This is a genomic window from Herbaspirillum sp. RTI4, assembly GCF_034313965.1.
Taxonomy (GTDB): Bacteria; Pseudomonadota; Gammaproteobacteria; order Burkholderiales; family Burkholderiaceae_D; genus Herbaspirillum.
In genome coordinates this window covers 2,670,755-2,692,949 of record NZ_JAVIWQ010000002.1, presented here as the reverse complement: position 1 = coordinate 2,692,949, position 22,195 = coordinate 2,670,755, and the positions used below count along the sequence as shown (strand labels likewise).

General features: G+C 47.7%; 17 protein-coding genes. 11 read left to right on the top strand and 6 right to left on the bottom strand.

The features are described 5' to 3' along the window. Window positions 1–8: 8 nt before the first annotated feature. The gene (gene tssM / locus RGU70_RS11970; protein ID WP_322209626.1) at window positions 9–3,881 is read right to left on the bottom strand and encodes a type VI secretion system membrane subunit TssM; all 3,873 of its coding nucleotides are present in this window, start codon (window positions 3,879–3,881) and stop codon (window positions 9–11) included. 114 nt (window positions 3,882–3,995) lie between these two features. Beyond that, entirely contained in the window at window positions 3,996–4,835 is an 840-nt protein-coding gene (locus RGU70_RS11965; RefSeq protein ID WP_322209625.1) for a M15 family metallopeptidase, read from the bottom strand. Window positions 4,836–5,188: 353 nt separating this feature from the next. On the opposite strand from RGU70_RS11965, the gene RGU70_RS11960 reads away from it, so the two are divergent. Further along, a complete protein-coding gene (locus RGU70_RS11960; protein ID WP_322209624.1) occupies window positions 5,189–6,163 on the top strand; it encodes a hypothetical protein in 975 nt (324 codons plus the stop codon). A 44-nt stretch (window positions 6,164–6,207) separates the two neighbouring features. Then, entirely contained in the window at window positions 6,208–7,452 is a 1,245-nt protein-coding gene (locus tag RGU70_RS11955; RefSeq protein ID WP_322209622.1) for an NAD-dependent epimerase/dehydratase family protein, read from the top strand. A 131-nt stretch (window positions 7,453–7,583) separates the two neighbouring features. On the opposite strand, the gene icmH is transcribed toward RGU70_RS11955, so the two are convergent. From icmH to tssJ, 3 genes are read right to left on the bottom strand one after another with little or no spacing between them, the layout of a single operon-like run. Beyond that, window positions 7,584–8,357 (bottom strand): type IVB secretion system protein IcmH/DotU, encoded by a 774-nt coding sequence (gene icmH / locus RGU70_RS11950; RefSeq protein ID WP_322209621.1) that lies wholly within the window; start codon window positions 8,355–8,357, stop codon window positions 7,584–7,586. Next, window positions 8,354–9,697: a type VI secretion system baseplate subunit TssK gene (gene tssK / locus RGU70_RS11945; protein WP_322209620.1), complete on the bottom strand. Its 1,344-nt coding sequence runs from the start codon at window positions 9,695–9,697 to the stop codon at window positions 8,354–8,356. The genes icmH and tssK overlap by 4 nt, the downstream gene beginning before the upstream one ends. 50 nt (window positions 9,698–9,747) lie before the next feature. Beyond that, complete coding sequence (tssJ, locus tag RGU70_RS11940; RefSeq protein ID WP_322209619.1) at window positions 9,748–10,338, bottom strand: type VI secretion system lipoprotein TssJ; 591 nt, start codon at window positions 10,336–10,338, stop codon at window positions 9,748–9,750. 287 nt (window positions 10,339–10,625) lie between these two features. On the opposite strand from tssJ, the gene RGU70_RS11935 reads away from it, so the two are divergent. The 4 genes from RGU70_RS11935 (at window position 10,626) to RGU70_RS11920 (ending at window position 13,869) form a co-directional block, all read left to right on the top strand. Next, entirely contained in the window at window positions 10,626–11,228 is a 603-nt protein-coding gene (locus tag RGU70_RS11935; RefSeq protein WP_322209618.1) for a tetratricopeptide repeat protein, read from the top strand. Window positions 11,229–11,327: 99 nt separating this feature from the next. Next, window positions 11,328–11,837 (top strand): type VI secretion system contractile sheath small subunit, encoded by a 510-nt coding sequence (tssB, locus tag RGU70_RS11930; protein WP_322209617.1) that lies wholly within the window; start codon window positions 11,328–11,330, stop codon window positions 11,835–11,837. A 1-nt stretch (window position 11,838) separates the two neighbouring features. Further along, on the top strand, window positions 11,839–13,326 hold the full coding sequence (gene tssC / locus RGU70_RS11925; RefSeq protein ID WP_322209616.1) for a type VI secretion system contractile sheath large subunit: 1,488 nt from the start codon (window positions 11,839–11,841) through the stop codon (window positions 13,324–13,326). Between the two features lie 24 nt (window positions 13,327–13,350). Then, window positions 13,351–13,869, top strand: coding sequence for a type VI secretion system tube protein Hcp (locus tag RGU70_RS11920; protein WP_322209615.1), 519 nt, complete (start codon window positions 13,351–13,353; stop codon window positions 13,867–13,869). Here the strand turns inward: RGU70_RS11920 and RGU70_RS11915 are convergent. Next, window positions 13,843–15,093 (bottom strand): ISL3 family transposase, encoded by a 1,251-nt coding sequence (locus tag RGU70_RS11915; protein WP_322207916.1) that lies wholly within the window; start codon window positions 15,091–15,093, stop codon window positions 13,843–13,845. The genes RGU70_RS11920 and RGU70_RS11915 overlap by 27 nt on opposite strands. Before the next feature lie 172 nt (window positions 15,094–15,265). On the opposite strand from RGU70_RS11915, the gene tssE reads away from it, so the two are divergent. The 5 genes from tssE to tssH all read left to right on the top strand — a co-directional run bounded on the left by tssE (window position 15,266) and on the right by tssH (window position 22,124). Further along, window positions 15,266–15,757 carry a type VI secretion system baseplate subunit TssE gene (tssE, locus tag RGU70_RS11910; protein WP_322209614.1) on the top strand — a complete coding sequence of 164 codons (492 nt, stop codon included), beginning with the start codon at window positions 15,266–15,268 and terminating at the stop codon, window positions 15,755–15,757. 1 nt (window position 15,758) lies between these two features. Further along, window positions 15,759–17,603, top strand: coding sequence for a type VI secretion system baseplate subunit TssF (gene tssF / locus RGU70_RS11905; RefSeq protein WP_322209613.1), 1,845 nt, complete (start codon window positions 15,759–15,761; stop codon window positions 17,601–17,603). Next, the gene (gene tssG, locus RGU70_RS11900) at window positions 17,567–18,649 is read left to right on the top strand and encodes a type VI secretion system baseplate subunit TssG (protein WP_322209612.1); all 1,083 of its coding nucleotides are present in this window, start codon (window positions 17,567–17,569) and stop codon (window positions 18,647–18,649) included. The genes tssF and tssG overlap by 37 nt, the downstream gene beginning before the upstream one ends. A gap of 66 nt (window positions 18,650–18,715) precedes the next feature. Next, complete coding sequence (locus tag RGU70_RS11895; RefSeq protein WP_322209611.1) at window positions 18,716–19,168, top strand: hypothetical protein; 453 nt, start codon at window positions 18,716–18,718, stop codon at window positions 19,166–19,168. Between the two features lie 274 nt (window positions 19,169–19,442). Continuing rightward, window positions 19,443–22,124 carry a type VI secretion system ATPase TssH gene (gene tssH, locus RGU70_RS11890; protein ID WP_322209610.1) on the top strand — a complete coding sequence of 894 codons (2,682 nt, stop codon included), beginning with the start codon at window positions 19,443–19,445 and terminating at the stop codon, window positions 22,122–22,124. Window positions 22,125–22,195: the final 71 nt, after the last annotated feature.

Here is a 22,195-nt window from a genome sequence, read left to right as displayed (position 1 = left end):
TCCTGAATTCATTGCGCTTGTACTCCCGTATTGATTCTTGCCGGCGAGACTTCTGGCATGGCACCCACGATAGTTTCGGGTAAAACCATGCCGCGGAATCCTTGATTTTGCTGCACGCTTCCATCGGCTGATTTGGCACTGACCTGTGGACTGCTGATAATTTTCAAATTAATGGGGACCGTGATTTTTTCGTTGCTCCAGCTCAGTTCAAAAGTGCCGTCTTTTTTGGTCCGGGTAGCGCTGTTGATCAGGCGTTCGAGACCAAATCGTCCCGGTTGATTGGCGATTTCAATCGTGCGCCCATCGAACGTGACCGCGGTGATACGCGCCCCTGGCGTGCCCTGTGGGTTCGGCCAGATAAAATTGGTCCATTGTGACTGCGTATTGCGATAGCGCAATTGCTGGCCGTCGATTTCGATGGTGTACTCCAGCGTTCCCGACGCTGGCAATGCCAGAATCTGAAACATGGTTTGTGCTTCGGCGGGTGCGCTGCCGCTATTGCCGGCGGCTCCCGCACCATTGGCGCCCAGCGGGCCAACCCAGCGTGAAAAATTGCTTACGATGGCGGGTGATAAATGAATGCCCATATCTGCCCATGTTTTTGCTGCTAATGCGTCGCCACGACGAATCACCAGCGGGCCCATCGATGCATTCACGAATTTGGCGATGCTACCTTCCGGGCCAAATATTTGACCTATTTCTGAACTGGTCGCCTCTATTTTTGAGCTGCTTGAAAATGGATATTTATCTGCCAGTTTTTCCTTGAACGGGGCATAGACCTGCGCCAGCCATGTGCGGTTTATTTCAGCTTCAGTGGGGACGACAGTGACCGCAAAAGCTTGTATCAATGGGCGCACCAAGACTGGACGTATGGCCTGTTTTTGAGAATCGCTCATTCCTGTCAGCATTTGTTCATCAACATATTTGAGTGCATCGGCCAGTTCTGATCCGTTGCCATTTAATGTTTGTTGCATCAGCTGGTTGGCACCGGGGCCTGTGTCGCCCTGATTTTTTATCTGGTTGAAGCGCGTACGCAGCTTGGACAAGGTGTCCATGTAGCCGCGCATCAATGATGCGTTATTGTCTTTAGTCATGAGCATGCGGGCGACGCCAGAAAATTCTTTTCCCACGGGACCCATGGGAGACGATCCGGTCGTGGTCGTGTTTGTGGTGTTGACGACGACAGGCGCGGGCGATCTTCGTAATATCGTTTGCGAGAACCAGTCACCCCAACCGCTTGAAGCCTGTTGCAGAACCGAACCACCACTTGTCGGGTTATCCCAGGAAGTTTCCTGATGGACCTGCGTGACCAGTTTGTTAATCGGTGAACTTGACGGATCACCGAAACGGTTCATGGCTTTAACTGCATTGTCGAAACTGACAAGATCAGGGATGCTGACGCCCTGGACAAATTTTTGCCATTCTCTTGCATAGTCGGTCTTATATTGCATGACCAGTGCCTTTTGAATTTGCTCTGGACTTCCTTCAAGCGTCAGGTCATCGTTGGTAGCGGTTTTTAAAACCCAGTCGGCACTTTGTAATTCTTTATTGGCGGCGTCTCTGAACGCGTCCTGGACATATTTTTCCCAGGCCTCTCGCGTGAATGCTCCGGAAATAGCATAACTTCCCAGCACTAATTCCTTGTCCTGATCATCGAGCAGGCGGCTTACCGTGACAGAGGGAAACCGTGTCGAGGCGCGCGCCTTGATATCGGCATAGACACGGTCACGCGCCGCCATTCCACGAACTACCCGCCTCAAATTGTCGCGTGACTGGTCAACCAGAGTCAGTTGGTTGTCGATAGTTGGCCACGATGGATCGTTAATTTGGGAAAGATAAAATGTCATCAGTCGTTCTGCGCTACGAATCATCTGCTCGCGCGGCATGTTGCCTCTGTTACTTTCCAGCCATGCACGCCAGAAGCGCGTGATCTGATCGTTCAGATGGCCAGACTCAGCGCGCGTTTTGTCGGCCAGCATCAGATATGTTTTCAGGGCGTTATAGGCATCTTCGACGTTGCTCGGAGACGCATCTGTATAGGGTTGCTGGCTTTGAGTTGGTGATGGCGTATTGACTGTAGTGACTCTGCTTACGCTATCAATTTTCGCTGCCGAGGCCTGCGTAAAGTCTGTTGCGGAGCCGTTCGCCTGTTTCATTGGTTGGGACATCGGTTGCAGGGCATCAGCATGCGTGTTCATTTCAGTCAGGAAGGTTTCAATATTGAAAGCGACTGGTTTTAAAACGATTTCCCGAATTCCTGAGAAGTACTCTTCGCGCAATTTTTGCGACAGAAGTTCTCCCTGATACAAACCGAATCCAAGAGAAAGAGGGTGCTTTCGATTGAATTTTTGTAATTGCTCAATACGATCCTGAAGAATTTCCATCGCCTCCAATCGCGATTGCAAGTCGAGTCTTTTTTCCTGCAATTTGATGGCCTTGTCCAGATCGGCCTGCACGTTGTCGGCCAGCTGACGATTGCCGATGTAGGACCAACTCCAGCCCGCGAGACTCAGGCCTAGCAGAATAGCGGCACCGAAAAAAAAGGCATAGCGCAAACGCATCTTGTGACGACTTGCATATTGCCTGACCAAATCTTTATCGGGAAAGATGACTTTTTCAAACAGGTTGCGCAGAAATAATCCGTGTGGTGTTGTATTTTCCACAGGGTCTTCTTCGGATTCTAATTTCGGTAATTTAAATAATTGCACATTCAGATTGAAGCGATGCGCGACGCGTTCCGATGATGTACTCGAACTCGTGCCTTCTTTTTTTGCGCTGGTGAAATAGAATCCACGGAAGACGGGTTTGAATTGGTAGCGATTGTCTTCAAACAGGGTTGCCATGAAGGTATGCAACACGGGTTTGATGGCGGCAAATTCTAGCGGGAAGGTGAAAATGGCTGGCGGCATGCGGTCGCCATTATAAAAACTCATGTTGGCCAGACTGATTTCTTTTAGTCCTTCATAGAGGCGGTCGAAATGCATATCAAAATGTGCCAGAACATCTTGAGGCGTATTTTTAGTGCTGTACGGGACAGTTGCGCCCCAGACCCGGTCTTGTTCCGTCAATTCCATTTCCTGGAAAAATTCGGTAAAGCCACTGACCAGGTCCGTCTTGGTGAACATGATGTACACCGGCGCATAGACCTCCAGTCGTTCTGTCAGTTCGTGAACCCGTTCACGCAGATTCTTGGCTAACTCCTCGCCAACTTCGGGGCGACTGCTGATCAGTTCCGCAATGCTGACCGCAATAATGATGCCGTTGATAGGAGCGCGGCTACGGTATTTTTTTAATAGTCCGAGAAAGTTAAACCATTCAGAGCGATCCTTTTCAGACACTGAGTAACGGCCTGCCGTATCGAGGAGGATGCCATTCGTGGTAAAAAACCAGTCGCAATTTCTGGTGCCGCCGACACCCTGGACGATATGACTATTTTTATCCTGCAATGGAAAATGCAGGCCGGAATTGGATATGGCGCTACTTTTCCCGGCGGCCGGATTGCCGATAACCATGTACCAGGGCAGTTCATACAAGGCCGTTGCCCCTGATTTTTCTCCCAATCGTGAATTTTTGATTCTCGAAATGGCGCTCAACATGCGTGTGCGGAGTGCATCGGTCTCGTTCACATCCGGTTTGTCTGCGCCCGTTTCGGCCTGAGTTTCCAGCATGCCGTTTAAATTTGCCGAATCGCGCCGGGTGCGATAGCGCTCGTACCACCATGCGAGCCCGCCTGTAGCAATGCATGCGCATAGGATGATGACTATTCCGATAATGCCAATACCCAGGCTACTCGCTCCAAGATATAAGATCGCTGCTAATGCAACACAACCTATGGCAGTCAATGTGCGCGAATGAGTCAATAATTTCCAGAATGCTTGCATAGAGATAAGTAAGTCGTTTGTTTGACTGTAGGACGATTATTGAAGATCGCCCTGACAGTGATGAATGTAATCAGAAAAAGATTGCCGTATGTATTGATGCTCGGGCTTGTTTTTTTATTTTCCAATCACTCCGGGCTTCCGCAATTCGACATGACCGAAATCCATCATCTTCCAGCGTCCGCCCCAATGCAGTCCGACTGATTCGGCTACTTCTCCGTAGAGTTGATAGCCCCGCATTGCCCATGGATCTTTTTCGGAAATAAGTAATTTCCCATTACGCATGAAGGCAGAATCGGCAGCCAGGCCGTACTGGTGATAGCTCTGGAAGGCTTTTGCATTCGTAACATTTGTTCCCATTTTGGCGAGTGAATTCTGCCGTTCAGGACTGCGGTAGCCCTCAATAATGACCATTTCATAGTCGTGTTTTTCTCGCATGATCTTGAATGTCAGCAGCAAACGCTGCGTAAAATCGGCATCCAACGCTTGCCAGTTCCTGCTTGCCGTAGCCAGCATCGGTCGCAGTTGCGTTACCTCCTGCGTGCTGAAAATATCGGGTGGTAATGGCGGAGGTGGAACTAATTGTTCGCCCTTCAATAAGTCCGCTATTTGTGTGTTGACGTCTAGCCGGCTCTCTTCATAGCTGACAACCATATTTTTCCCACTGAAAAGCCATGCTGCCAGTGGCGGGAAAATAATCACTGCTGCCACTATTAAAAATATCAGGCGATGTTGTTGCAGATAGCGGGATGTTTTCGCAGACGTTGCAAGCAGTCTTTTCGGTAACGTGTTTGTCGACGTAACTCTGCGCGCCATCCAGCTACTTGCCAGCTTCCAAAGTCTTTCCCATTTATTGCGGAGGACTGCGCAAATAATTTCTCGCGCAACAGGAAATAGCAGCAGCCACACGATGCCGCACACCAATAAAAAATACAGGCTGATAACGAGTAAAAACACGAGTTTATTTTCATGTGAGGTTTCGTCTTCTAAAAATGACTAAAAGCACTTATAGAGAGTCAATGAATTTATTAATACAGATTATTCTGACTGTCATTGAAAGAATTAAGATTCATCAATTTATTTTTAAATATAAATTACGTCTATTTTCTAGTACTTTTAAATTATTGCGAATGAGACGAGTATCAAAGTGAAATTTATTTTTGTTTATTTTTAAAAATTGCATCATCATTATAAAAATAGAATATAAGGTGTCATTTATATTCGGCATTTTAAAAATTAGTACTTATTAATTTTCTTTAATCTTAAATCTTTAATTTATAAGTTTTTCTGTCATTTTATGGCTTGGTAATATGGAGAAATCTGTTTTGAAATCATCTGAAAAATCTCATGCTGCTTCTGTTAAACCAAATTTGTTGATTCAATCAACGCACGGTGGCAAAGATAGTCCTCGTATCCTGAGTGCGTTAGATGGGAATGCAGTACGCAGTAAAAAATCATCGCTGAAGCGCCGCGCGCTCTGGCGTATCTCCGGAGTCGTTGCTTTGGTATTGGTGGTCGGTGTGCTTATGTTGCTTGCGTCAGGAGGAGATCCTGAACATGCTGAGGTGCGGTCCGAATCTGTGCCGGAAATACCTGCCATTGCAGCTTCTTCGCTTACCGGAGGTTTATCCGCGCCTCTATCGGACACTGTGGCTGAATCGGACAATCATCGTCATTTATCGGACATCGGGCAAGCGGCCATTATTCAAAATGATATTGTGACTGAGCAAGAAACGTCTGCCTTGACGCCTGAGAGCGCATTAAAAGCATCTTTGTCAGAGAAGGAAAAAGTCATACGACTACCGAAACATACGTCATCGATGCCAGACGATATTAAAAAGAAGTCTGTGTCCGGTACTAAAAAACAGCCGGATGGTAATTCCCCAAAAAATGTGCCGCAACCAAGTCCAAAGAAAACCGAAATATCAAAAAAAGAGGCTGCTACATCGAAACCCCGCACTGAAAAATTTCCGACGGGACCGGCGGCGGATAGCGATGTCAACATCCTTGCGGCATTAGTCTCAAACAGTGATAGCATCTTTGACTTGGGGAAACCAAAGGATGTGCCGATAAGCAAACAAGGACCTGTTAATAAATCATCTGAACCCAGTAAACTTAAATCCTCGCAGGGATCGGATGATGTGACCGTTAGAAAGCAGGGAGAGTCGCCAGCGCAATTGTTGCAGAGATGCAAACAACTGAGCCCGATGGAGGCTGAGTTGTGTCGCTGGCGTATTTGTTCAGGACGTTGGGAGTCGGATGCCGTTTGCCAAGCGAACGAATAGTCACATTAATCCTCTGAATTTTATGTAATTGATAAGGAAGTATTATGAATGTTCTGGTTCTCGGCGCTACAGGTCTGATCGGCAGCCATCTTGTGACTGCGCTGGAGAATGCGGGGTGTTCCGTTGTCGGTGCCAGTCGCCGCGCCGTAGCCGATAGAAAAAATCATCACCAAATCGATTTTTCCAAAATGACGACTGAGCAAGCCTGGTTGCCACTCCTTGATGATGTCGATGCTGTTGTTAATTGCGTTGGTATTATCCGGGAAGCCCGCAGTGGCGATTTTGACCTGCTGCATCGCGCAGCGCCGGTGGCACTTTTCGCGGCCTGTGAAAGCCGCGGCATTCAGCGTGTGATTCAGGTTTCGGCATTGGGAAGTGGTGTTGATGCATCGACCGAATATTGGCGCAGCAAAGGTGCGGCGGAACACGACTTACTCCAGCGGCCATTAAGCGCAACGATCGTTCGGCCTTCACTTGTGTACGGCGAGGATGGTCCAGGAAGTCAATTATTTCTCGCTTTCTCCACGTTGCCATTTCTGATGATGCCCATGGCTAATGACGCCATGGTTCAACCTATTCATGTGGACGATCTGGTTGCTGCGTTGGTGAAGTTGGTATTCATGAAGCAATCAGTACCGCGTGAAATGGCCGTCGTTGGTCCGGTCGCTCTGAGCATGGGAAATTATCTTGCGGCATTGCGTCATGGCCTACAAGCACCTCCTGCAATCGTACTTCCGTTGCCCACTCCTATTGCAAAAATTGTTGCTCGTGTTGCTGCGATTATTCCGAGTAGCGCATTGACTCCAGACTCTCTTCAGATGCTGATACAAAGCGCAGATGGGAGCAATACTGCGGATGCCGGGCCTGTTACTGCGTTATTGGGACGTCCGTTACAAGCTCCTGCGAGCTTTGCGCATCGAGAACAGCGTACGGGTATTGTTTTTTCCTGGGGTAGTCCTATTCTTCGAGCTGCCTTCGCACTCTTCTGGCTTCTTAATGCTATTTCTACTTGGGTCAGCGGGGCTTATCCGTCAAATCTCAGCACATCTTGGTTTGGCGAAATCGTGCTGGTTGCCGTTATTGCCCAAGCTGCTACCGGGTTGGCACTTTTGTTTTATTACCGTAGTTGGATCTGGCCCGTCCAAATAATACTGATCGTTGGTGGTGCGCTATTGATGAATTTATTGTTACAACAATGGGGACTGGATTCTATGGCCTCGCTGATTAAAAATATCCCTCTGTTGGCTGTGATAGCAATAATGTGGCGAGCCGAAGGCAAGCCGGATTGAGTGAAAGATAGACATATCGTCCCTTGCTTCAATCCGGGTTGATGTTTTTCGCGAGTTGCGACGCCTCAGTGGAGTGGGCATATCAATGATCGCGATGCGTATCGCAACCTTGATAGCCCGGTAACTGTAAATTACGGGAGAGTGATATTCAGGTTTGCTGGTCGCGGCGCCAGCTTAACCACGTCGCCATATCCGCTGATACTCGTCATCGTCGCTTTGGATAGCATCATATTTAAGGCGAAATACGCACTTAGTCCAAGCAATGAGAATACTGAACACAGTACCCATAGCGGAAGATCGTTACGCAGTTTGTTGCTCACCTGATCAGGTCGTTCCCAGTGCGGTGCAAAGCCGACACTCTTTCCTTTCATGCGCGCTATTTCATCTCCCAGACGTGCTGTCAGGTAATTCAATTTCTCGGTACCTTCTATCAAATACTTCCCTCGGAATCCAATGAGCAGACAGAGATGAAATATTTCTAGCGCAGGCAGATGCGCGCTGCCTTTTGCGCGCAAATCTTCGAGGCGAGAAAAAAAATGTTCGCCTGCCAGTTGATCGCCAAACAAAAGCAGTTGTAGCGGGCGACGCGCCCAGACATCGCGGATTTCAAAGGATGAATGGAGAATGATTTCATCAACCGTTGCACAATAGGCATATTGGGACGCATCAATATCTTCAGGGTGAATATTCGTTTTTTTTGCGCTTTTTTCAAAATCAATCAGAAAATTTCGGATTTGCGAAGTCAGATTTTCAAGGTCCTGAGGCGCGCATTCGTTTTTAAGTAAAAAAGCCGCATAAAAACCGTCGTACATAAGATCAAGCAAAGAGTTGGTTTGCTTTGACACCTTATTGGGGTGATGCCGGTCGGACATGTCGTTTAAAAGAGAGGGTGTAGTGTGGTTCATGATGTAACTGCGAAAAGTTCAATCCGGGGGTCTTTGAAATTGCTGGGGACGTAGATCGAGATCGACTGCGCTTGCAGCATGCGGTCGTAAATAGGCCCCTTGCTCTCTAATGAAAAATAGTAGGTTTCAGGGCGTACGGGCAAGACCGATGGCACTTGGGGCATATGTGAAATTTTGACGCCAGGCATAGACGACAGCACGAATTTGTCGACATCTTCCGGTGATCCTAATTTCACGATGGTCGGCACCGTCTCTACCAGTTCAAGAGCAGGAATATCGGCGCCGATTGCCAAATAAAACGCCGTTTTTTCGTTGATTTTTCCGGAATCCAATACCCCATGCAAATAGCAGGGCTTAGTCTGGGAAAGCGCGATTGAAAAATAACGTGAAGAAATGACGGTGTCGAGCAAGTCTCGAATGATTTGATCCAGCTTGGAATAACAAGGTCCGGGGTCGTCATGTTGGTACATGGGTAAATCGGTCAGTGTATGTGTTTTAGAAAACGTCATCAGTGCCCCTGCCAGTGAAAGAAGTTGCTGAAACAGGCGCTCTGGATGGAAGTCCTGGTGATGGTAATAATGCGCGAGCGAGGCGTAGGCAGAACTGGCCGTGTGCAAAAACCAGAATGATGATGTGTCGCCGGAACGAAATTCGATGACGTTTTTACTCGGTTCACGATGGTGTCCGTACAAGGCGCTGACTTTGGCGTGGAGCGCATCCATTAATTGATGCAAGCGGCGGCGAATACCGGGGGCGCTTTTAATGGACAGGCTTGGGGCGATGAAGGTCGGATCCACTTCATATCCATTGCCAGCACAACGCTGTAGTCGTGTTATCGGGAAATGTGTCAGGGAGGCGCGTGGATCCAGTCCGGATACCAGTCGCACCGATTTTTTGAGAAAACTCAGTTCCGCCTCGGCTGCTTTGGTGAACAGGTCGCAAGTACCTGTATTGCTTTGCGTATAGCGGTGTGCATGACTGTATTCGGCGGTCTGCGAAGCATTGTCTCCCGTATCTTTCAGATAGGGCAGGGCGATGTGATAAGTAATAGTCGGATGATCGTGCGGTAGATTGCTCAGATCTATCGCAGCAGGCAGAGCGTCTTGCTCTGGCGCCATGTAAATTTCACCGTCCTGGAAAATGACTGACAGGCGGAGAAAGCGTAGTGAACTGTTTTTTAGCGCCTCTTCGTCGATTTCCATGGATAGAACACCCCACACGTAGGGATGTAGAGCCACGCTCATTTCGTGCAGGCGTTTTTCGTGGTACTGATCTTGTTGTTGAAAATGCTGGGGCCGCAGAAACAAACCTTCGCCCCATAAAATTTTTGATGTGTTCATAGTGCCATTTTTGAGTGAATAGTATGCGTCAGAAATCAGACGCGCTTTCTTTATTGACAGGCCCGGCCGATATTTTGCCGGCCGATCTTTTTGGCTGCTGGAATTACACCCCCATCAACACTTAATGCACATGCATGTGCATTGATATAAATCCCCTTTTTTTCAGCGATATCGATTGGCACGGATAACTTCCATTGCTCTGGTACTGGTGCGCGGTACAGAGCAACGACTCCAATGAAGTTGGCATCCCTCGAAACTTTTTCCTGTATTTCATAATCCTGTCCTGGGACCAGAGTGACTTCTTTTACTTCTATCAAATCGGCGCCCAGTGCATCTTTTTCTTTTGAGTGCATCGTGAATATCTCGTAAGCGGCTTGAAGAAATGGCCCTTCTTGTCTGAGTTTATAGATGCGCACTACCAGCGCAAACGGAGTCCCGTTACTGTCAGAGTTCAGATTTTTCCTCGCTTGCAGTTTTATATGGATAGTGCGCGGAGACTTTTGTGCGTCGGGAATATCTGACTTTGCTATACCCGCCATCTGCAGAACAGATCCGGCAGCAGAACCTAATGCAGAAAAAGTACAGCCGTTCAGACTAATGATCAGCATACATAAAAAAATAATATGAAGTGGGAATTGCATTATAAAATTTAAATAAAAATTAAGGTATTAATACTAAAGACTTTTAAGCATCTAAATGGTATCTGAGTTTGCATTAAATTTGATATGCGTATTAATACTAAATATAAATATTAAAATTATTTGCGGATGTTTTTTATATGAAATTGGGCGGCATAATATCACGCATATCTTGATCTTTAAGCAATTGGATATTTAACAAAAATTCTTTAATACTTTTATTATTTATCTTGGTTGTTATTGAAACTTGAGTAAAAGTTTATAATTTTAACGTTTGGATAGTGATATATATGCGCCTTAAAAAAACGGGAAGTTGGGGGTTAATAGTTTCATTGAAAATGAAGTTTCTATCAGGCATGGCAATTATGCTTCTGCTTAATTCTTGTGCTGGGAATATGCCTGCATCGGGAAAAATTGAGGGGGTGATTGCAGAGGCTGATGCTGCGAAAAAATCTGGGCAAATTGACAAGGCAGCGCGCGTATTAAAAGCAGGGACCGTCGCCTTTCCTGCTGAAAAAGCACCGTGGATACGTTTGGCTCAAATGAAATTCGATTCGGATAACTATGTTGATGCGATCGCTTATGCGCTTGAGGGCTTGCAGCGAGATCCCAAAGATAAGCTTGCAAACAGCATCGTTGCGGTAAGTGGGCTACGGCTGTCTACAAAGGCACTCAATGATCTGCGCAGTCAGAATGATCTGAATGGATCTATTCGTGTGGAAGCGCAGGGTCTTGCTAAAACTTTACGTGAAAGTCTGGGGGAGTCTGTATTGATCCCGCAGCCGCCACCAAGGCCAAAGCTTATGCGCCCTCGCAAAATAATCACCCCGGGGAAGCCTGGGTCTCCGGGGGATTCGAGTTCGGACGGAACTCCGTTCGGTTCTTTGCAATAAAAAATTCGATAGCGATCGATGTTTTTGTAGCAAATATTTATTCAGGAATGTGTTCTGTTCGCAGAACTTAACTATTTGGCAGCAATGTCTGGAGTTTTCATGTCGAAAAGAGAAAGTACGCAAAAACGTCTTCAAAAAGTCAGGCCGCCGAGAGTGCAAATGACATATGACGTAGAAATCGGCGATGCCATAGAAAAAAAGGAATTGCCTTTTGTTATGGGCGTGCTGGGTGACTTTGGCGGGAAGTCGGAAGTATCACAAGGCAAGCTCAAGGAAAGAAAATTTATCAATGTCGACAATGACAATTTTGATGAAGTGCTGAAGGGTATCGAACCCAAAGCCGTCTTTCGTGTCGAGAATCATTTGACAGAGGAGGGCGGTGAGTTTGGGGTGGAGCTCAAGTTCAAATCGTTTGAGGATTTTCGTCCTGAAGCAATTGTGCAGCAGGTTGAACCACTAAAGAAATTGCTTGAGGCACGTACCAAGCTAGCGGATTTACGTAACAAACTGGCGGGAAATGAAAAGTTGGAAGATCTTTTGAGTGAGGTACTCAAAAATACTGAGCAGCTGGCAATTCTTAAACAGCAAACCAACAATCAAGGAGTCTGACATGTCATTGGCCCAGAACATTTCGGAAACCATGCAGCAGTCGACAATGGAAACCGGTTTGCTCGATCAGATTGTTGAGCATAGCAAAATTGCCAAATCCAGCGCGGAACATAGTCGCGCAAAAGACCTTATTTCGGAATTAGTGAATCAGGTGATGCAAGGGACGGTGGTTGTTTCCGAGAATCTTGCCGCGACAATTGATGCTCGTATTGCAGAACTTGATCGCTTGCTCTCAGATCAGGTCAGCGCCATTTTGCATGCCCCAGAATTTCAAAAAATTGAAAGTAGCTGGACTGGTTTGCACTACCTGGTTTTTAATTCCACCACAAGTGGGAATATAAAAATAAAGGTATTGAATGTATCCAAAAAAGAACTCGTTAAAGATTTTCAATCGGCCTTAGATTTTGATCAGAGTGCGATTTTCAAAAAAGTGTACGAAGAAGAGTTTGGTACTTTTGGCGGATCTCCATTTGGATCATTGCTCGGTGATTTTGACATTACCCGCCAGCCGGAAGACATGTATTTCATCGATCAGATGTCGCATATAGCCGCGGCGGCGCATGCTCCTTTCATTAGTGCGGCATCCCCTGAACTTTTTGGATTGGAACGTTTCGATGAATTGGGAAAACCGCGTGATTTAGCCAAAATCTTTGAAACTGTCGAATATGCAAAGTGGAAGTCATTCCGCGAATCCGAGGATTCCCGTTATGTGGGATTGACCCTGCCACGATTTCTGGGGAGGCTTCCGTTTCACCCTAATGATGGTATGACCGTCGAAGGATTCAACTTCGTTGAGGATGTCGACGGCACAGATCATTCCAAATATTTATGGTGCAACGCCGCCTATTCTTTCGGTACAAAACTGACCGCTGCTTTTGAAGATTATGGCTGGTGTGCCGCGATCCGAGGTGTGGAGGGCGGTGGTCTGGTTGAAAATTTACCTACCCACACTTTCAAGACCGATGAAGGAGAGGTAGCGCTTAAATGCCCTACTGAAATCGCCATTACAGATCGCAGAGAAAAAGAATTGAGTGATCTAGGCTTCATCTCTCTGGTGCATTGTAAGAATACCGACTACGCAGCATTTTTTGGCGCTCAGTCAACCCAAAAAGCTAAAAAATACAATACTGATTCAGCAAATGCAAACGCGGTTTTGTCCGCGCAGCTTCAGTATATTTTTGCTGTCTCGCGTATTGCGCATTACATGAAATCGATGATGCGCGACAAAATCGGTAGCTTTGCTGCGGCTTCTAATGTTGAAGATTTCCTTAATCGCTGGCTGACCCAATATGTTCTGTTAGATGACAACGCCAGCCAGGAGGCCAAAGCGCAATTCCCTTTGCGCGAAGCTTCTGTTCAGGTTTCGGAAGTCCCGGGGCGACCAGGCGTATATCGCGCTGTGTCATTTCTTCGCCCGCACTTCCAACTTGATGAGTTATCCGTTTCCCTACGTTTGGTTGCCGAGTTACCCAAAGCAAGCAAATCTTAACCGCCCGTCCTGAAAGGAACCTGTATGGCAATTGATGTTTATCTGCAAATTGAAGGAATTAAAGGGGAGTCCACTGATGACATTCATAAAGATTGGATTGAGTGCAAGTCAGTTCAGTGGGAGGTGCTGCAACCAAAATCAACGTCCTCTTCGACCGGTGGCGGCCACACAGCCGAGCGTTGTGAGCACAGGGATATCGTCCTGCTAAAACAAGCTGATCTGGCAACACCGCTCTTACTGCAAAATTGCTCCTCCGGGAAAACAATTCCAAAAGCTAAATTTGAATTTCTGAGGGCTGATGGCAATGGTTCACGGATCAAATATTTTGAAATTGAATTGGAAAATATCCTGATATCTAATGTCACGCCCTACGTAGCCGAGGGCGATATTTTGAATGAAAGTGTCAGCCTGAAATATTCCAGGGTCAAGTGGAAATACACGCAGCAAAAAGTGGGAGGTGGTTCCGGTGGAAACACCTCAGGCGGCTGGGATCTGGCGTCTAATAAAATTATTGGTTCAACAGACTTTCCTGTGGGTCACTGATGCCGGATAAAGATCAAGGCCACCACAATGGAAGTAAATGGCGATCTTGAAGTTGTCACGATTTCGGAAGCCACAGGCGCGTTTTTGTACAGTTGCAATCTTCGAATTCAATCCTTCTGCGACGGCATTGGTAATGCGATGATTAAAATAGGTCAAGATGTTGGGCAAGTGCCGGGCAACCAGTTTGGCCTTTTCAATCATGGGCGGCAGGCGGCTGTGCGTGGCCCAGAAATACCAGCGCTTCCAGAACCGTTTGGCCCAGCCGAGGCTTTGGTAAGCCCACATCCCCCGCAACGATTCCTTCAGCGCCCAGGCGCGGGCCGTTTTCAAGTTGCCGTGCTTGATCTGATCAAATCTGGCGCGTGCAGCTGCAGGCATGTTCTCGGCGCTGTAGAGCCACAGGTACTTGCTGCGCTTGAGTGTTTCGTCGCCCTGTTGCAGCAGTGTTTTGTGTTCCTCCTTGCGCACGCGATCGACACCGTTGCCGACATGCTGCATGATGTGGAAGCGATCAAATACCATCTTCTCCTGCGCCTGCGGAACGTGCGCTTTGCAGCCGCTGATGTACGCCGGCCACATGTCCAGGCTGATCGCCTCGATCCCAGCAAGTTGCTCCCTGCTATAGGCGGCAAAGTACGCCGCCAGGCTTTCCTGGGTACGACCTTCCCCGACATACTCCACCGTCGCTGCTTGCCGGTCGCACACCAGCGTCATGTACTGATGGCCTTTCGCAATCGCCTTCTCGTCGATACCAATCTGTCTTGGCACGGCGGCGCCTTTGGCCGCACGCCCGCGCAATACCGCGCGTTCCATCAGGTGCCACGCTTGATCCCAGCTAATGCGCAGGATCTGCGCTGCGCGTTTGACGTTGGCGGCCTGCAGCAACTCGATGGCCAACACTTCAAACAGATGCGTGAACCGACTGCCTTGCTCCGCCCACGGCAACCCAACTTGGCGCACACCGTGTTCGGGACACGAAATCCGCGGTGGCCGGGCATGCAAGTACGTCAGAAATTGGCAACTGTCCAGATGCCGCCAAACACGCTCCGCCAAATGGTCATAGACCGTGCACGACGCCGCGCAGTCAGGACACGCAAACCGGGTACCGGCAGGGTGCGCGACGTGCACGTCAACATGCAGCTTCGCCATGTCCAGATCAACTCGCTCCACCGTCCACGGTTCATTCAAACCCAACAAATTCTGGTACAGCTCCTTGCCTTCCATTGCGCTACTCCCTGGCTAAACCTGCGCCATAGCGTACCCCTTACCCACAGAAATGTCCGAAGAACCAAATTATTTAATTCGCTTTGAATAGGACAAGCCACAGCAGTAAATCGTTGTGGCTTGTCTTGTCGAGAGCTTTAATATTTTTCCACTTTTATTGAATTGGTTGTTGATGAAAGGCTTTACTCCAGGGTTGTTCGATCGTTTGATGAGCCAACATTCTGTATCGAATGCCTCAGAAACCATTTCCATATTTTCCATGGATTTGCTAAAGGATGCGGTTGCTCGTGATCTTGAAGCCATGCTCAATACCCGCACGGTAATTGAAGCGGATCTATTAGGGAAATTTGACGAGTGTTGCCAATCCATATTGACTTACGGCTTGAGTGATTTTGCAGGTCTAAGCTTGGCCAGCGTGAGGGATCGCCGACTTATTTGTGAATCTTTGGAAAAAGGGATTGCCCGTCACGAGCCGCGTTTACAGAATGTTAATGCTTCTCTGGAGTTGCGAGATGGATCTATTAATCGTCTTAATTTTGTCATATCAGCGAGGTTGGTCGTTCATCCGGCGCAAGAGCTGGTGAGTTTTGACGCAGTGCTACAACCCTCATCATTGCAGTATTCCATCGGCAGAATGCGCCGCAACTCACGCACGGAAGCATAAATTGGACGAACTACTCCCATACTATGAACGAGAGCTCGGCTTCCTAAGGCGATATTCTCGTAAGTTCGCTGAGCGGTATCCCAAAATTGCAGGCCGATTACTCATGGCCGGCGAGGTATCAGAAGATCCCCATATCGAGAGGATGATTCAGTCGTTTGCCTTGATTAATGCCCGCACTTCAAAACGACTTGATGACGATTATCCTGAGTTTACCGAGGCATTATTCGAGGTTTTGTATCCGCACTATCTTCGCCCATTTCCATCTTGTTCGATTGTCCGAATACCAGGAAGTGACGATTTATCGAAAGTGACACAGACAACGATCATTCCACGCGGGACTCAGTTGAAATCCCACGTCGTCGATGGAGTTGCTTGCAAATTCAGGACTTCGTTTGACGTTGCGGTCACGCCGCTATTAGTTTCGCATGCGAGGTTCGATGCGATTCCCATGCCGCCCGATACGGTTGTTCTTCCTCCGGATACGAGCTCTGGAATCAGTATTAGCTTAGAAACGGCCAACGTATCCGTTGCATTGTCTCAGCTGGGGGTGAAGAAGGTTCGCATTTTCATTGACGGTGAACCTTCATTTTGTGCTGGGCTCAGGGATGCGTTATTCATGAATACCGTATGCGCTTATGTTGAGGCGGCCGATAGTCGGCGTTGGGTTGGGCTGCCTGCGTTGCCAATAGAAGCGGTCGGATTTAATGAAAATGAATCCTTGATTGATTTTCCTGCAAGGTCGCATCCCGCCTATCGGCTTTTGACTGAATATTTTTCTTATCCCGAAAAATTTAATTTTTTTGATATTGATTTAGAGGCCATTTGTAGGGTGCTTCCTGTCGATGAAAAAAAGTTCACCCTTCACCTCACTCTGACCGGCTTGCGGTCTGATTCCAATGTCGCTCGCATGCTCAGCACCTTATCTGCTAACAATTTTCTGCTCGGATGTTCGCCCGTGATCAATTTGTTTCCGAAAGTGGCAAGTCCGGTCCTTTTGACGCATGCCACTGCAAATTATTCGGTCATCGTAGACGGTAATAATGCTCCAGCCTTCGAGGTGTATTCAATCGATTCGGTTACGCAAGTTCTGAAAAACCCAGAGGGCGAATCGTTTCGTCAGTTCCGACCTTATTACTCGTTGCGACATGGTGAAACTCCGGCGAGTAATGGTCATTATTGGGCGATGCGGCGTGATGACACCGTTGCAAAAAAAAGCCCTGGTTATGAAACTGAAATATCGATTGTCGATATTGACTTTAATCCTGCTGAAATCGGTGAATGTACGCTCAGTATTGAGGTCACCAGCACTAATCGGGATTTGCCCAGTTATTTGGCGTATGGATTAGAGGGAGGGGATTTATCACTTTCTGGCGAAGAAAAATTTGGCGTCATCCGATTTTTAAGAAAACCTAGCGAACCGTACCGATTCACGCGCGGACGGGGAGCACATTGGCGTCTGATTTCACATTTATCTCTCAATCATTTATCCCTGGCAAGAGGCGGATTGGATGCGCTCAAAGAAGTCCTTTCTCTCTATGACCTGCCACGTTCTGCAACCTCTCATCGGCAGGTGGCTGGATTGGTCAGTATCGACCATAAGTCGACGAGCGCATGGCTGCGAGGAAATCCATTTGCTTCACTGGTAAGGGGTATTGAAATTCGGCTCACTCTGGATGAAGAAGGATTTATCGGAAGTGGCATCCATGTGTTCACACACATTCTCGATCGTTTTTTTGGGCTATATGCCCATGCGAATAGCTTTACCCAGTTAGTTATTTTCTCAAAAAGGACAGGGGAGGAAATAGTGCGATGTTTACCACGCAGCGGCGATTCGCATCTAGTGTAATCCAGCGGTTTCTGGAAGCACCGCACCGCTTTCAGTTTTTTCAGGCAGTCATGTTGCTTGAACTATGGCTCAGACGAAATGGTGTGGTCAATGACGAAGCCATTGCTGATTGCATTAAATTTCAAAATTCTATTTCTCTTAGCTTTCCTGCCAGTGAAATTGAATCGATAGCAATAAGCCCGGAATTGCCGGCTAACTCTGCCGAATCTGTTTCTCTTTTAATACAAAAAAGAAACCTTGAAAGTATTTCACTGACAACGCCATTCATCGGGTTTTTGGGCAGCAATGGAACATTGCCGGCGCATTACACAGAGCGAATTTCTCGGCATCAATTGTTGGAAAAAGATGCCGGACCGCGTGCATTTCTGGATGTATTTTCATCTAGGGGAGTGACTCTTTTTTTTAAGGCATGGCGAAAATATCGTCTGGAGTTTCAATATCGGGTTGATGGCAAGGACAGCTTTTTAGCGTTGTTGTTGTCGTTGTCGGGGATGGGTTCGAATGCATTAAGAGAGCGGTTTCGCGAAGAGGATGGTGATTTATCCGAGGAATCGATCGCGTATTTTTCTACGGCGATAAGACATCGCCCACCTTCGGCAGCGTATTTGCAGCAGGTGCTTCGCGAATATTTCGACGCCACTATTGAAGTTGAGCAATTTGTCGGTCATTGGTACATGGTCCCTGACGATCAGCAAACATCACTGGGCATTACTAACGCGACACTTGGTCATGTGGCGATGGTTGGTGCCAGAGTGTGGCAACGGAATTTACGTTTACGCATGCATATAGGCCCACTTATGCGCAAACAATTCATCAGTTTTTTACCAGGGGGATCGGCCGCGCGGAGTCTAAAAAAGATCATCACCATGTTTAGTGCCTGCATTCTGGAATATGAAATCCGACTGATTCTTAGTGCGAAGGAAGTCCAGGGAATTCATCTCTCTTCTGAAGGAGAGGGAGGGCGGCTTGGTTGGGACACTTTTCTCGTAAGTACTCCTGCGCAAGCGGACCGGACGGATGTCCGTTATGAAATCCATGCCATTTAAGGTGGCGCTTATGGAGTTCTTCTGTCTCTCCCGGATATTGCAGGGTTTATTGCAGGATGAGCAACGATGATGAAGAGCCAAAAGTATTTCCGAGTATTTATTTTGCTAATGACAGTGTGTCTCTGTGCTTGTAAGCCGTCCCCATCGGAAGAAAAAGTATTGGTCAGTACCTTCGTTTGCAATGATTCTGATCTGCCAGTTAGCCAGGTTTATTTGAATGACCATTATGCAGGAGGAGGAACTCTGCCTTACGGTTCAAGCGGCATCGTCTGTTGTAGTCGTCTGGCACCGGATCAACCGGTGAGCGTCAAATGGAATATGAACATCGACGATGCCAATAATTTAAAAAAACCTTTATACAAAGTCACTATTCCGATTGCTGGTGTGGTCCTGCCTGATCAGGATAATTTGCTTGAGGTGCATGTCGATGCCACGGGAAATGCAAAAGTCATTGCCAGAATCGAGCACCATTTTGATGGGCATGAAGACCGTTGTCGGAAAAATGAAGAAGTGGAATAAATATCTAATGCGTTGTGGTGAGTAATTTCATACACCTGGTTAAGAATGGCCCTGTGCTTGATGGCATAAATTACTACGGTCCTTAAATCACTCCTCGTATTGGATGCGTTCCTTGCTACTGAAAGCACTCCGTTTTAAATAACCTATTTGCGATCTACTTTTTTGCAGATTTGATGTCGCATAGTCATCTCCATATGAAAAATCTCCACTACCGGATCTGCCCCTGGAAAGCGGTAAGCGGGATTTCGATCAAGCCCAAGCAATAAATATTTCCATGTACAACAATCTCAAAACATTGATTAATAAACTGAACGACACTATTCGTGTCGCTGCAGAGCGAGCCGCCAATATCTGTGTAGCAAGCGGACACTATGAAGTCGACTTAGAACATCTATTTCTCGCTTTGCTTGAACAGCCGCAATGTGATTTCGCGCTGATTTCCCAACATTGCGGCATCCCTATTTCGGTACTGGAAAACGATCTTCGGAGTGAAATTGCGCGCTTTAAAACCGGCAATACCCGTACCCCGGTATTTTCTCCACATCTTCCGACGCTGTTTGAGCATGCGTGGTTAATTGCTTCGCTGGAGCACGCCTCTGCGCCGATTCGCAGCAGCCATTTGTTGTTGGCTTTGTTGTCAAAACCAGATCTTGCGCAACTGGCTTATCGAGCATCAAGTCAATTTAAAAAATTCGATCAGAACGTGATTAAACACGACGCCGAACGATGGTGTATTGATTCGCAAGAAAATAGTTTTTCACAACAAAATGCGATTGAGTCTGATGGAACGGCTGAGCGCAATTGCCACGATGCCAGTTCGCAAGCGGGTTTGTCGAAGACAGTCGCGCTGGATAAATTTAGCACCCATCTGACACAGCGCGCCAGAGATGGAAAAATCGATCCGGTCATCGGACGTGATAATGAAATCCGGCAGGTTATGGATATCCTGATGCGCCGCCGTCAAAACAATCCGATACTGACCGGCGAGCCGGGCGTTGGGAAAACGGCGGTGGCAGAAGGTCTGGCGTTACGTATTATTGAGAAGGATGTGCCTGAGGTATTGCAGGGAGTTGAACTCTATTCACTGGACATGGGATTGCTGCAGGCTGGTGCCAGCGTCAAGGGCGAATTCGAGAATCGTCTTAAAAGTATCATCGATGAAGTAAGAAAAAATCCGACACCCATTATCCTTTTTATCGATGAGGCGCACACCATGATCGGTGCCGGAGGGCAGGCGGGTCAAAACGATGCGGCGAATTTACTCAAGCCGGCGCTCGCACGGGGCGAACTTCGTACGATTGCCGCGACGACATGGAGTGAATACAAAAAATATTTTGAAAAAGATGCTGCGCTAGCACGTCGATTTCAGGTCGTTAAAGTGGAAGAGCCCAGCGAAGAGTTGGCATGCGCTATGTTGCGCGGTATGGCTTCTCTGATGGAAAAGCATTTTCATGTTCGTATTTTCGACGATGCGATTACCGAGGCGGTACGGTTATCTCATCGTTATATCAGCGGTCGTCAGCTACCAGATAAAGCCATCAGCATTCTTGATACTGCCTGCGCAAGGGTCGCGCTAGGGCAGAGCGCGACGCCTGCTTTGATCGACGATTTGATCAAAAAAGAAGCGCGATTGAAGGCCGAATTACATTCGTTGGAGCGTGAGGAATGTGTTGGAAATCAACATGGAGCGCGCCTGTCGGAATTGCAGAGCTTGCTCACTGATTTAGCTTTGGAGCTTGCTCAATATCGTCTCCGCTGGGAACAAGAACAGGCACTTAACGTAAAAATACAGAGCGCCCGTACTGATCTGGAACAGCGTGCCGCTACAGATATTTCAACTGGCAAGCGGTCGTCCACCGATAGCAAACTTGCTAAAACACTGCGCAAATATCTGGAGGAACTCAGGACCTTGCAAGGGGAATCACCTTTAGTGCCGGTTCAGGTCGATGGTGCAGTGGTGGCTGCCATCGTTGCCGCCTGGACCGGGATCCCGTTGGGGAAAATGGTGAGAGATGATATCAAGACGGTGATGAATCTTAACGCCTTGATCGGGGAACGTGTTCTTGGTCAGCCCCATGCGATTGAAGCCATATCGCAACGCATACGCACAGCACGTGCCAATCTGGATGATCCGAACAAGCCGCAAGGGGTTTTCCTTTTTGCCGGTCCATCGGGCGTTGGCAAAACCGAGACCGCACTCGCGCTGGCAGATGCGCTGTATGGCGGCGAACGCAAACTGATCACCATCAATATGAGTGAATATCAGGAGGCGCACAGCGTATCGGGACTCAAAGGTTCTCCACCAGGCTATGTGGGTTATGGCGAAGGCGGCGTGCTGACCGAAGCGGTACGGCGTCAACCCTACAGCGTAGTGCTGTTGGATGAAGTAGAAAAAGCGCATCCCGATGTGCTGGAGTTATTTTTTCAGGTATTCGATAAGGGGGTTCTTGATGACGCGGAAGGTCGAGAAATTGATTTCCGAAATACCCTCATCATTCTCACCAGTAACGTAGCGTCGGGTCTGATCATGCAAAACTGTCTGAATAAGACCGATAAGGATTTGCCTGCAATCGATGTGCTTGAGGCTGCGATACGACCTCATCTGATGAAAGTATTCAAGCCCGCATTTCTCGGTCGTATGAAAGTGGTTCCCTATTACCCGATTTCAGATGCGGTGCTGACTGACATTATCCATTTGAAACTTGCGCGTATTAAAAAACGTATTGTCGAAAATCACGGAACGGAATTCAGTTATGACAAGACGCTGGTCGATGCGGTGTTGTCACGCTGCATTGAAGTTGATTCGGGCGCACGCAATGTGGATCACATTTTGAATGGCAGCCTCCTGCCAGAGATGGCCGGATCGATTCTTTCAGGGATGGCAGAAGAGCGCAGTGTTGCCAAAATAAAAGTGACGGCAAACAAGATTGGTCAATTCAAATACGCGATCAAATAGTTCTGTAATGAATTGCCGTACCATTTTTTTTCCTTTCTGTTTATTTGCTTTACAAGGATTCCCGCAAGTGG

Bases quoted from the DNA above. Each gene is read 5' to 3' on its own strand.
- RGU70_RS11935 (WP_322209618.1), top strand. From the start codon at position 10,626: ATGCGCCTTAAAAAAACGGGAAGTTGGGGGTTAATAGTTTCATTGAAA.
- RGU70_RS11955 (WP_322209622.1), top strand. From the start codon at position 6,208: ATGAATGTTCTGGTTCTCGGCGCTACAGGTCTGATCGGCAGCCATCTT.
- tssB (WP_322209617.1), top strand. From the start codon at position 11,328: ATGTCGAAAAGAGAAAGTACGCAAAAACGTCTTCAAAAAGTCAGGCCG.
- tssH (WP_322209610.1), top strand. From the start codon at position 19,443: ATGTACAACAATCTCAAAACATTGATTAATAAACTGAACGACACTATT.
- tssC (WP_322209616.1), top strand. From the start codon at position 11,839: ATGTCATTGGCCCAGAACATTTCGGAAACCATGCAGCAGTCGACAATG.
- RGU70_RS11895 (WP_322209611.1), top strand. From the start codon at position 18,716: ATGATGAAGAGCCAAAAGTATTTCCGAGTATTTATTTTGCTAATGACA.
- tssE (WP_322209614.1), top strand. From the start codon at position 15,266: ATGAAAGGCTTTACTCCAGGGTTGTTCGATCGTTTGATGAGCCAACAT.
- tssK (WP_322209620.1), bottom strand. From the start codon at position 9,697: ATGAACACATCAAAAATTTTATGGGGCGAAGGTTTGTTTCTGCGGCCC.
- tssG (WP_322209612.1), top strand. From the start codon at position 17,567: ATGTTTACCACGCAGCGGCGATTCGCATCTAGTGTAATCCAGCGGTTT.
- tssM (WP_322209626.1), bottom strand. From the start codon at position 3,881: ATGCAAGCATTCTGGAAATTATTGACTCATTCGCGCACATTGACTGCC.
- RGU70_RS11915 (WP_322207916.1), bottom strand. From the start codon at position 15,093: ATGGAAGGCAAGGAGCTGTACCAGAATTTGTTGGGTTTGAATGAACCG.
- icmH (WP_322209621.1), bottom strand. From the start codon at position 8,357: ATGAACCACACTACACCCTCTCTTTTAAACGACATGTCCGACCGGCAT.
- RGU70_RS11960 (WP_322209624.1), top strand. From the start codon at position 5,189: ATGGAGAAATCTGTTTTGAAATCATCTGAAAAATCTCATGCTGCTTCT.
- tssJ (WP_322209619.1), bottom strand. From the start codon at position 10,338: ATGCAATTCCCACTTCATATTATTTTTTTATGTATGCTGATCATTAGT.
- RGU70_RS11920 (WP_322209615.1), top strand. From the start codon at position 13,351: ATGGCAATTGATGTTTATCTGCAAATTGAAGGAATTAAAGGGGAGTCC.